Below are 10,610 nucleotides of genomic sequence, written 5' to 3' on the forward strand. Positions count from 1 at the left end.
CCGAAGCCCTGGGCATCAGCCGCCGCATGGTGAGCTACTACCGCACCGCGCACAAAGCCATCCCGCGTTCCATCTGGCTGGCCTGCCTGGGCTGGGAAGCCACGCGCCCGAAGACGAAGATACTGCCGCGCACTTTGCCGACTGCACGCGAGTACGCCGCCGCTCACGCTTGATGGCTGAAGGGTGGTGCTCATTGCGCACCTCCCCAGCAGAAAAACCGTGGTCTGCCCCCTATTTTCTCTTGAAATAAAACAGGCGAGCCCAATATACTGAACTGGCAATTTCGCCAATGGAAAGGATGATCCATGGGACTACTTACGAAGAAGGATCTTGAAGACCGAGGAGCTTACGAATACACTTGGACGACAACCCTAGGAGACAATCCACATATTACCGGGAAGACTGACTCAGGACGGGTTAACCGGAAAGAAGGTTACGAGGTGCTAGACCTTATCAATGATATAGCAAAGAAGTTTGACTTCAGGGATAAGGAGTCTGGTTTCAAACTCGAAGACATGATTCATACTAACACTGACGTGATGCGTGAAAAAGTGAAGGGCTGGATTGTAGCCAACTGGGAAACGTTCAAAGCAAAATAAACACAGCGACCAGTTTGGATTACAACCCCCCCAAACTGGTCGCACCGTTCTTTCTTAGAAAACCATGGTCTGACCCCTATTTTCTCCTTATGATCTTCGATATTGACCTAACATCCTTGCTGGCCGGCGTTTCTTTTACTGCCGTCGGCGGCTGGATCGCATCATTCATCGCTTTTCGGAAAGATGAGCGCGCCATTCAACTTGAACAAGTCACGACGGAACGAACGAAGTGGCGCGGCAAGATGCGCAAACTGTGCGTAGAAATCGCCATCGCTCACGTTGAAAACAAGGCTATAGAAATTCCTACTGCAAAGGTAGCTTCACTAAGAGCACGTCTCGCAACATCTATCAACCCTAAGGACCAAACCCACGACGGTGCAATCTTGGACCACTATGATCGTCTGTTTTCCGGCGAGTCCGACGACCTAAAGATTTTCACCCATCGCGTTGCACTCCTTCTCAAGCATGACTGGGAGAGAGTCAAGTGGGAGTGCACTCCGCTTTACATCAAGCCGTTCAAGCGCTTCTCCAAGAAACAGCGTGAGTGGCGCCAAGAGAATTATCGTAAAACCGAACTTCCTTTAGCCCTCAACAACCACGGGAACTTGTCCGGCAACCTCGCGGATATCACGCAAAACTGACGGGGTGGCGCTGCAATGTCGAAAGACTCAACGCCTTCGATAGACCGGCAGAAGGTACTCTGTATTTCGCCAAACCGAACGAGCTCGACGAACCCAACCCTCTGCCAGCCGGCATCTTTTCTCAACCTTCAGTCAATCAAATCCATGCCGCCGGCACCGCCTCCACCGCCCGCAACCGCTCCTCGGTCAGATTGCTCACCCCACAGTAGCACATTCACCCCCACCATCCCCACCTCAGGCACACCGATCACCTCAATCACCAACGCCTCCGGGTCGCTCACGTGCAGTCAGGTTCCATCCCTCGGCGGCTGCCAGCCGACGGACTCGGCGGTGGTGGGATCCACTGCGCGGGCGAGTCATGGCTTGGGTCTGGCGGTTGGCTTGGATGCGCGTCAAGAAGTAAGTGGGTGTCCCTTGTTTATTGTTCCCAGTGTTGTACCGCTAACTCAACATGCAGATTGCTTTCACGTCTAAATGTTGTTCGATGGATGCAAGGCCCTTTTGCGCCCACCGCCAGCGAGCTAATGGTTGCATGGATGCCGTCGCTCTCAATCTCGAAGGCAACAAAATTATCACGAGCAACCACGTCTATAGGCTGCTGCCTCCCATCCACATCCAACAAAATCACAACGAGCTCTCGAGGCGACGCGGTATCTGATGAGCCCGACGATAGACCTAAACTTGTCATTGCAGTATCCGAAGGCATAGTTAACCGATTGATTAGCAAATGGAACCGTGCCGGATCCATTTGCCTTGCACCAGTCTCCCAATGAGACCACGCTCGGGGAGTGGCGTATACCAGGCCTGCAGCTTCTGCAATTGATAGGCCAAGCCCTAATCGAGTGTTGCGAATAGCCTCAGGGGAAGGGTGTTGAAGTTGACTCATGGGAAACTCCTAGATTGGAACGATGTTCGCAACTATGAACATTGTTCTAGATAGAGTCAATAGCCTAGCTCATGAAAAAAACCTGCCCCTCGTGAGAAGGACAGGGTTTCAGTTTTTACTGTACCCTCAGCTGGGCTGAGGGCTGAGGGCTGAGGGCTAAGGGCTAAGGGACTGGGCGGAAAAAAAGTGACTCCTATTACTTCAGGCGCAATCTTCAGCGGTAGGGGTGTGCGTCCCGGTGGAAATCCACCAGCCGCCCACCCTGTTCGATCAGTACCTGCGCGGCCATAATGCCCTCGCGGGCCATCTCAGCGACGATATCTTTCGCCCGCCACTGGGTCGGAATGATCACCACGTCCGCCGGTGCAGTTTTCAGGGCATCGCGGAACACGATCTCCTGCCCCGTGCCTGGCACAAAGGTGCCGGCCTTGTCCGGGTCGGAATCCACCACCAGCGGAAAGCGCTTGGCGTCCGCGCCAAACTGGTGGATGAAGGCTGCAGCCTTGCCGGTGCCGCCCCAGATGGCGACCCGCTTGCCTTGTGCGGCCAGCTCATCCAGTTGCTGGCGAATCTGTGCACGGCTGGCATCCGCCGCCCGGGCGAATTCAGCCGCCGCTCGGGCACGCTGCTGCATCGCCGCCGGCACGCCCAGCTTTACCAAGGCAAACACCACTTCACCGTCGTAGCCGTGCGCCAGTTCCACCACTTCACCCGCCCGCGCCATCAAGGTGCGGAAGGATTCCGTCGTGAAATGCGAGGTGTGCTCATAGAAAAAGTCGGCCAAGCGGCCGGTCTCGAACACCCGGTCGATACATGGCACCTCGGCGAACAGCCAACAGGGCTTGCCCAGCGCTGCAGCACCCCAGGCCAGCTGTTCCAGCAAACTCGCCGGATGGGTCAGATGTTCCAGCACATGGCGAATCGCCACCGCATCGGGCGCAAAGTCAGCCATATGCTGTAAGGGCTCGAAATAGGCCGCGTGAAACTCCACGCCCCGCCCGGTTTCCGGCGTCGCGTTCGGATCGAAGCCAACAAAGCGCCCCGCACCTTCCCGTGCTTCCGCCAGACCGCGCACAAAGTGTCCTTCACCGCAGCCGATATCCACCACAGTCGGCGCATCTGGCAGTTGCTTCAGCACCAGATCCCGTGTTGTCGCCAGGTGCCCTTTCCAGATGCCGCCCTTGTTGAACATCCGGTTCGGGTTGTTCTGGTAAGGAATGGCGTCGTAGGTGAACGACCGGTTCCAGACATGCGAGCACTTCGGGCACTGCACGAAATCCTGCGGATGCTTCGGCATCGCCTGTGCCGCCTCGGCACTGGCGGGCCAGCCCAGGGTGGCCAGCGTCTGTTCGCCGCCATCAAAAAAAGGCGCAGCCACACCGTGACCGCACACCGGGCACAGCGCCGGCACAAGTTTCTGCTTCATTGACTCACCACTTTCCTGAAATACGTAATCGTCTCTTTCAAGCCATCCTCCAGCGCCACCTTGGGCGTCCAGTCGAGCACCGCCTTGGCCTTGGTGATGTCCGGCTGGCGCTGCATCGGGTCGTCTTGCGGTAACGGACGGAACACCAGCTCGCTTTTTGAGCCGGTCAGGCGCAGCACCGTCTCGGCCAGTTCGCGGATGGTGAATTCCTCCGGGTTGCCCAGATTCATCGGGCCAATCTCCGTGTCCTGATTCATCATCCGCACCATGCCTTCGATCAGATCGTCCACGTAGCAGAACGAACGGGTTTGCTGGCCGTCGCCATAGAGCGTGATCGGCTCGCCCTTGAGCGCCTGCATGATGAAATTGCTCACCACCCGGCCATCGTTGGGGTGCATGCGCGGGCCGTAGGTGTTGAAGATGCGGATCACCCGGATATCCACCTTGGCCTGGCGGTAGTAGTCGAAGCAGAGGGTCTCGGCGCAGCGCTTGCCCTCGTCGTAACACGCCCGTGGGCCGATGGTGTTGACATGGCCCCAGTAGCTTTCCGGCTGCGGGTGCCGCTGTGGGTCGCCATAGACCTCGCTGGTGGAGGCTTGCAGGATGCGCGCCTTGCGTCGCTTGGCCAGCCCCAGCATGTTGATGGCGCCCAGCACCGAAGTCTTGGTGGTGGCGATCGGGTCGTTCTGGTAATGGATCGGGCTCGCGGGGCAGGCCAGGTTGAAGATGCGATCCACCTCCACATAGAGCGGCAGCCACACATCGTGGCGGATCAGCTCGAAGCGCGGATGCGCCAGCAGATGGCGGATATTGTCCTTTCTGCCGGTGTAGAAGTTGTCCACACAGAGCACTTCCTGGCCATCTTTGAGTAGCCGGTCGCAGAGATGCGATCCCAGAAAACCGGCACCGCCGGTCACGAGTGTGGTTGGAGTCATTGCAATCTTTCTTGTTGAGTATCCAGCCAGTGTTGCCACATCCCCCACAGGGCTTCTTCAAAGTGGCGGGCAAAGCGGGGCGCATCGAACAATGGGGAGGCCAGTACTTGTGCGCGCAAGCCTGCCCGCAGCCACGCCAGGGCCGCCACATCGGAGGCAAACTCTACTGCCTTGGTCACATAATCATCCGCATCGCTGGCAATCCAGTGCACCAGGCCGGCATTGTGTGCAATCGTTTCCCCGACATGCGACAAAAAGCAATCACCCCGTTTCGTCAGCACCGGCACGCCCATCCACAAAGCTTCCGCACTGGTCGTGCCACCCGGATACGGGAAAGGATCGAGCGCAATATCCACTCGATGGTAGGCCGCCAGCAGTTCGGCCCGTGGCACAGGGCCTTCCAGCACCAGGCGTTCCGCTGCAACACCCTGTGCGGCAAAACGCTCGATGGTGCGCTGACGCTGCTTGTCATCGGCAAGTTGCTTGGTCTTGAGCAACAGGCGGGCAGTGGGCACCGCCAGCAGCACCTTCGCCCACAAGACCACCACCGCATCATTTATCTTGGCCAGGTTGTTGAAGCAGCCAAACGTAATATATCCAGCCTCCAGTGCCGGCAGCGGTGCAACCTCAATATCCATGGCTGGCGGGCTGAAGCACAGATAGCTTTCAGGCAAGCGCCAGACATGCTCGGTAAAGTGCGCTTCTTCCTCTGGTGGCGTGACGTGGGGATCGCCGAGCAAAAAGTCCATCTGCTCCACGCCTGTCGTGGCGAAATAGCCCAGCCAGCTCGCCTGCACCGGGGCTGGCTTCCAAGCGAACATGGGGAGGCGGTTGTGGCCGGTATGACCGGACAAATCGAGCAGAACATGAATGCCGTCGGCTTCAATCTGCCTGGCTGCCATGGCATCGCTTTTGCCCTGTAGCGGCGTCCAGGCCGTAAAGCAGGCGTGCAAGCGCTCCGTCAATTCGTCCGACTTGGGCTGTGTTGGATAGGCAATCAATTCAATGCGGCTGCGATCGATATGGGGCAGGAAGCTTTCAAGGAAATAGCCTACGGGGTGATTGCGCAAATCACCGGACACCAAACCGACGCGCAAACGCTGTGGCATGTCTGCGTATGCGTGAGACAGGCGCTGCGTCACCTTGCTGCTGGCGATGGCACCATACCGTTTCGCCTCCTCCAGGCGATATGCCGCGGAATGGTGTGCGAGGTAGCTGCATGTGAACAGCAGATCGCTCAGTGTGCTGAGCTTGGTCGGGTTCAGTTCCCATGCTCGACGAATATACGTTTCAGCTTCAGGCAGTTCATCAATGTCTTTGAGAATTCCACCCAAGGCAGCATTGGCTTCCGCAGAGTTTGGCGTTTTGGCGAGCGCCTTGCGGAAATAACTTGCGGCATCCGCCAGACGGCCCAATTTCCGGCAAAGGTTGCCGAGTAATGTCATGCCGGCCTCATGATCGGGGTGGATAGCCAAAATTTTCTGTGCAATCTTCTCGAATTCCTCGGGTGGGCGCTGTAATTCGAGCAACGCTTGTCCCTTGCTTGCAAGGAGCTGCACATGGTTTGGACTGAACGCGAGGGCTTGATCGAAGTATTTCAGCGCTTCTTCCCAGGACTCGGCATCCTTCGCCATGGCCCCCAGGTTATGGGCCACTTCGGCTTGATCAGGCTTCAAACGAAGGGCCGTTTCATAGGCCTGACGGGCCTTTTCCAGGTGGCCGACACCCTGCAACGCGGTACCAAGATTTGTCCAGGCAGCCGGGTTATCCGGCGCAATGGAAACCGCCTTGTCGAGCAAGGCAATGGCAGCCTCATTTTGATAGTTCTGCCGTAGAAACTCGCCCAGACTCACCATGTAACCCACGTTGCCGGGATCTGCCTTCAGTGCTTTTTGCATCGCATCAATGGCACCGGGCAGGTTCCTGGCTGCATGGTGCAGGCTGGCCGCGAGCTGCAAGAACTGCGCCATATGCGGTTTGAGTGCCAGAGCATTTTCGATGTCGGCAAGCGCTCCGGCATTATCCTTGGCCCGCAGACGGATGAGTGCGCGATTGGCCCAGGCTTCGGCGTAGGACGGGCGGGTTTGCAGGGCGCGCTCAACAAGCGGCAGGGCATCGGTGTCACGTTGGTTGGCAATGAGGGCTGCGGCGTGTATCAGCCAGTTTTCTGGATTTTCAGGATCGCTGCGCAGAGCGTGTTCGGTTAAATGCAAGGCGGCGGCGGGCTGATTCTGCTTGAGTGCCAGACGGGCCAGATTGCGCTGCACAGCGGGAAGTTCAGGGGCCAGGATTTGCGCTTGCTCTAACACAGAGGCGGCGCGCTTGTCCTGTTTGTCGAGCAGCAGTACCTGGGACAATAGGGCCATCGCGGAGGCATCATCGGGATGTGCCGCCAGCCATTGATCGAGCCAAGCGATTGCAGCTGGATAGTGGCCGGCTTCACGCGCAGCGATGGCGGGTTCCAGCGGATCAGCGGGCGGAGCGTCAAGAGTGGGGGTTGGTGCCGCAGATTGACCGATGCGGGCTTCAATTTGTTGCAGGGTGGCACCGGCGTGCCCATATTGACGCGCCAGCAAGATGATTTGCTGGGCGTTATCCGCTTGCCCTGCTTGCAGCAGACCGTCGGCATAGCTTGCCCAAAACTGTTCAACCTTTGGATTGACCTCCAGTGCCATCTTGAAAAATGGCAGTGCCGCTTCAGGCTGGCCAACGCCAACGGCGAGAACGCCGAGGTTATGGTTGGCATCGGGATGCGTGGGTGCCACATTCAGGATGGAGCGGTATAACCGTTCAGCCTCTTGTAGTTGCCCAGCACGGTGATGGACTATAGCTTGCTGTAGTGCTTGCTCCAGGGTCCATTTTTTGGTCAGGTTAGTCATTGAGAAAGTACCCCGTGGCCCTTACAACACCTGAAACGAGGTCTGAGCAAAGACCTGGATGCTCTGAGGATTGGTTCTCGTATGACCGAACAACGATTCGTTCTTCAGATAAAAACTACGATTTTCATACCAGACCTTGCCATCCTCGATCTTCGTTACATGTCGCCCTTGCTCATCGCTGGTAAGAAAGTGGCCACTTGTGATGACCGCTGAAATGGTTGCTGGCATCGTTCTTTTTCCTCAATCGACATAGGGGCGGCCATTATAAGCTGCACCCTTGTTAAACCGCCCAGCATGCGGGGCCACGCAGGGTGGTTGGAATGGCAGAGGTAACACAGCCCCCTCGCACATCTCTGGTTTCATCATTTCGAGTTCGGAAAACTGATTGTCTCGCTGCCAGACCAGCGTTGGCCCCTTCACCCTCGCCGGATAAATGACGAGCTTCACGCAGGAAGCTTTGAGCCCCATCGCTTCTTCTGATGACTTGGTGATTACCCCTTCCACTCTTGTGGCCCTTCGCCCCAGACCGGCAGCGACTATGGCCTCTGCTGACGCCACCTCGCTTGGGCGGGACTTACGCCCGCAGGAGTGGGCCCATGCTGGGCGTACAAAGAGTAAGCCGCGGAAAAAATCTTCCTCGGCCTTTTGTTGACGGAATAACGGCTTGCGGAAGCCCCGGGGTTTTTTGTGGACCTGATTTGGCGCAAACGGGGCATGCAAGCCTGGCGGGTGGCGATGCTGCGCTGCGGCAACCAGCGGGACAGGGATTTGTTAGACTATCCAGGATGGAAGGAAGAGAAAGTGCGCAGCCGGCTGAAGCCCCCATGCCGGTGAGCCCAAACCGGTGAGCCCAAACCGGTGAGCCCAGGCCGGTGAGATTGAAAGACGGTGAGATTGAAAGACGGGGAGCCCGAAAGCTGGGAAGCCCGAAAGCTGGGGAGCCCGAAAGCCGGTGGGGGCGGTTCGCTGCAGGATTGATCGTTCCTCGGGTTCCGGTGTCTCGAAACTCCATGATCCGAAGGAGAGCAGCGGAATTGGTTCTGGAAGTCCCGACTGACATGAAGCTGACCGTGACCAAAAATGGAGTTCCATGCGTATCCTGATTGCAGAGGATGACCGGATCATTGCCGATGGGTTATGTCGAACCCTGCGCCAGAGTGGGTATGCCGTGGATTGTGCGGGTAATGGCATGGATGCGGAAAGCGCCCTGCTGACCTATCACTATGATCTGCTGATCCTGGATCTGGGGCTGCCGAAACTGAATGGCCTGGAGGTCCTGCGGCGCCTGCGGGGGCGGAATTCCTTGCTGCCGGTGCTCGTTCTCACCGCCCTCGACAGTACCGTCGATCGGGTCAAGGGGCTGGACCTGGGGGCTGACGACTACATGGGCAAGCCTTTTGATCTGGCCGAGGTGGAGGCTCGGGTGCGGGCACTGACCCGCCGTTCCTCCGGCACGGCCCCGGTCGTGCAGCACGGGGCGCTGAGTTATGACCAGGTGGGGCGGGTGGCGTCTGTCAATGGTCAATCCCTCGATCTTTCGGCCCGGGAGCTGGGCCTGCTCGAGATCATGCTTGCCCGGGTCGGGCGTCTGGTGAGCAAGGATCAGCTGGTGGATCACCTTTGCGGCTGGGGCGAAGAGGTGAGCCACAATGCCATCGAGGTGTATATCCATCGCCTGCGCAAGAAACTGGAGCTGGCAGGGGTCAAAATCGTGACCGTCCGTGGTCTTGGGTATTGCCTTGAAAAACCCGCCGAAGACACGCCGTACCCCGGATAGCCAGCGTTCCCTGTTTGGGGAGATTCTGGACTGGATGCTGGCGCCGCTATTGTTTGTGTGGCCGATCAGCATCGTGCTGACCCATTACTTTGCCAACAATGTGGCGGCGTTTCCTTATGACCAGGCCCTGCGCGAGGATGTCGCCGCCATTTCCCGGCAACTCAAGTTCGTCAATGGCAAGCCGGTCATCAATCTTCCTGGCGCTGCACGGGCCGTGATCCGCTCCGATGAAATCGACTCGGTTTATTTTCATGTGCTGACCCGTAATGGCCGGGTGCTGGCGGGGGACAAGGAGTTTCCCTTGCCTGACCAGAGTCGCCTCGCAGGCGTCGAGCCCGGGGAAATCCATTTCCGTGATGACGAATTGAACGGGCGGGAATTGCGGGTGGCCTATTCCTATCTTCACGATGCCGGAATGCCGCCCGGGAAGTGGGTGCTGGTGGAGGTAGGCGAAACCCTGGAAAAGCGTGCCCAGCTGGCCAACAAGATTATCGCCAGCGTCATCATTCCCCAGTTCATCATCATTCCATTGGCGGTGCTGCTGGTCTGGTTCGGCCTGACCAAGGGCTTGCAACCTTTGACCCGCTTGCGGGAAACCATCGAGGCGCGCCAGTCCGCCGATCTTTCGCCGATCTCGAACCGCCGGGTTCCAGAAGAGCTGGAGCCCCTGATCGGGGCATTCAACGCCATGCTCGAACGCATGAAGCGCAACGTCGATGCCCAGCAGCGTTTCATTGCCGACGCGGCCCACCAGATGCGCACGCCCCTGGCCGGGCTCAAGACTCAGGCCCAACTGGCCTTGCGCGAGTCCAATCCACGGCAGTTGCAAAATTCCCTGCGCCAGATTGCGACCGGAGTCGACCGTGCCTCACGGCTGGTCAACCAGCTGTTGACCCTGGCCCGTACCGAGGCGGGTGATCAGTTGCATCAGCAACAGGATCCGCTCGATCTGGACCAGCTCCTGCGCGAAGTGGTGGGGGACTGGGTGATGCGGGCGGTGGAAGATCGCATCGACCTGGGGTTTGAAACCAGTGGCCCCGCCATCATCCGGGGCAATCCTTTCTTGTTGCGCGAGCTGGTCAATAACCTGATCGACAACGCGCTGCGTTACACCCCGGAGGGCGGTCAGGTGACCTGCCGTGTGGTCGGGCATGGCGATTTTGCCATTCTCGAAGTGGAAGATAGCGGTGTCGGCATCAGCGAGGCACAGTCCGAACGGGTATTCGAACGGTTTTGCCGGGTCGATGACGCCGCGACAGAAGGCAGTGGCCTGGGGCTTGCCATCGTGCGGGAGATTGCCGGGCAGCATCGAGCCTCTGCATCGCTGAGTCCGAATCCCAAGGGCAGAGGCGCCATTGCCCGGGTGATCTTTCCTGCCTGGCATCTGGTGCATCCGGACATTCCGCCAGAGCCGGGAGGGCATGCTGAAAAACCTTGAATTCCATTTGATTCCGCGGTTCTTCTTCC

9 protein-coding genes are annotated in these 10,610 nt (G+C 58.3%); 4 read left to right on the forward strand and 5 right to left on the reverse strand.

Translation table 11 applies throughout. The features are described 5' to 3' along the window. Positions 1–305 precede the first annotated feature (305 nt). Positions 306–599, forward strand: a complete 294-nt coding sequence (locus WBH99_RS04035) for a hypothetical protein (RefSeq protein ID WP_424218832.1) — start codon at positions 306–308, stop codon at positions 597–599. Between the two features lie 14 nt (positions 600–613). Then, on the forward strand, positions 614–1,240 hold the full coding sequence (locus WBH99_RS04040; RefSeq protein ID WP_424218833.1) for a hypothetical protein: 627 nt from the start codon (positions 614–616) through the stop codon (positions 1,238–1,240). A 418-nt stretch (positions 1,241–1,658) separates the two neighbouring features. Here the strand turns inward: WBH99_RS04040 and WBH99_RS04045 are convergent, their stop codons facing one another. The 5 genes from WBH99_RS04045 to WBH99_RS04065 form a co-directional block, all read right to left on the reverse strand. Then, positions 1,659–2,126 (reverse strand): hypothetical protein, encoded by a 468-nt coding sequence (locus WBH99_RS04045; RefSeq protein WP_424218834.1) that lies wholly within the window; start codon positions 2,124–2,126, stop codon positions 1,659–1,661. A gap of 214 nt (positions 2,127–2,340) precedes the next feature. Further along, positions 2,341–3,552 carry a class I SAM-dependent methyltransferase gene (locus WBH99_RS04050; protein WP_424218835.1) on the reverse strand — a complete coding sequence of 404 codons (1,212 nt, stop codon included), beginning with the start codon at positions 3,550–3,552 and terminating at the stop codon, positions 2,341–2,343. Then, positions 3,549–4,487, reverse strand: coding sequence for a UDP-glucuronic acid decarboxylase family protein (locus tag WBH99_RS04055; protein ID WP_424218836.1), 939 nt, complete (start codon positions 4,485–4,487; stop codon positions 3,549–3,551). The genes WBH99_RS04050 and WBH99_RS04055 overlap by 4 nt, the downstream gene beginning before the upstream one ends. Next, positions 4,484–7,366: a tetratricopeptide repeat protein gene (locus tag WBH99_RS04060; protein WP_424218837.1), complete on the reverse strand. Its 2,883-nt coding sequence runs from the start codon at positions 7,364–7,366 to the stop codon at positions 4,484–4,486. Before WBH99_RS04060 ends, WBH99_RS04055 begins: the two co-directional genes overlap by 4 nt. Positions 7,367–7,387: 21 nt before the next feature. Then, positions 7,388–7,594 carry a hypothetical protein gene (locus WBH99_RS04065; protein WP_424218838.1) on the reverse strand — a complete coding sequence of 69 codons (207 nt, stop codon included), beginning with the start codon at positions 7,592–7,594 and terminating at the stop codon, positions 7,388–7,390. A gap of 862 nt (positions 7,595–8,456) precedes the next feature. On the opposite strand from WBH99_RS04065, the gene WBH99_RS04070 reads away from it, so the two are divergent. Both WBH99_RS04070 and WBH99_RS04075 read left to right on the forward strand, forming a co-directional pair. Further along, positions 8,457–9,143: a response regulator transcription factor gene (locus WBH99_RS04070; protein WP_424218839.1), complete on the forward strand. Its 687-nt coding sequence runs from the start codon at positions 8,457–8,459 to the stop codon at positions 9,141–9,143. Further along, positions 9,106–10,581, forward strand: a complete 1,476-nt coding sequence (locus tag WBH99_RS04075) for a sensor histidine kinase N-terminal domain-containing protein (protein ID WP_424218840.1) — start codon at positions 9,106–9,108, stop codon at positions 10,579–10,581. Before WBH99_RS04070 ends, WBH99_RS04075 begins: the two co-directional genes overlap by 38 nt. Positions 10,582–10,610 lie beyond the last annotated feature (29 nt).

Origin of the sequence: Azovibrio sp., assembly GCF_049658005.1 — a bacterium.
In the GTDB taxonomy this organism is placed as follows: domain Bacteria; phylum Pseudomonadota; class Gammaproteobacteria; order Burkholderiales; family Rhodocyclaceae; genus Azovibrio.

Bases quoted from the DNA above. Each gene is read 5' to 3' on its own strand.
- WBH99_RS04035 (WP_424218832.1), top strand. From the start codon at position 306: ATGGGACTACTTACGAAGAAGGATCTTGAAGACCGAGGAGCTTACGAA.
- WBH99_RS04045 (WP_424218834.1), bottom strand. From the start codon at position 2,126: ATGAGTCAACTTCAACACCCTTCCCCTGAGGCTATTCGCAACACTCGA.
- WBH99_RS04050 (WP_424218835.1), bottom strand. From the start codon at position 3,552: ATGAAGCAGAAACTTGTGCCGGCGCTGTGCCCGGTGTGCGGTCACGGT.
- WBH99_RS04055 (WP_424218836.1), bottom strand. From the start codon at position 4,487: ATGACTCCAACCACACTCGTGACCGGCGGTGCCGGTTTTCTGGGATCG.
- WBH99_RS04060 (WP_424218837.1), bottom strand. From the start codon at position 7,366: ATGACTAACCTGACCAAAAAATGGACCCTGGAGCAAGCACTACAGCAA.
- WBH99_RS04065 (WP_424218838.1), bottom strand. From the start codon at position 7,594: ATGCCAGCAACCATTTCAGCGGTCATCACAAGTGGCCACTTTCTTACC.
- WBH99_RS04070 (WP_424218839.1), top strand. From the start codon at position 8,457: ATGCGTATCCTGATTGCAGAGGATGACCGGATCATTGCCGATGGGTTA.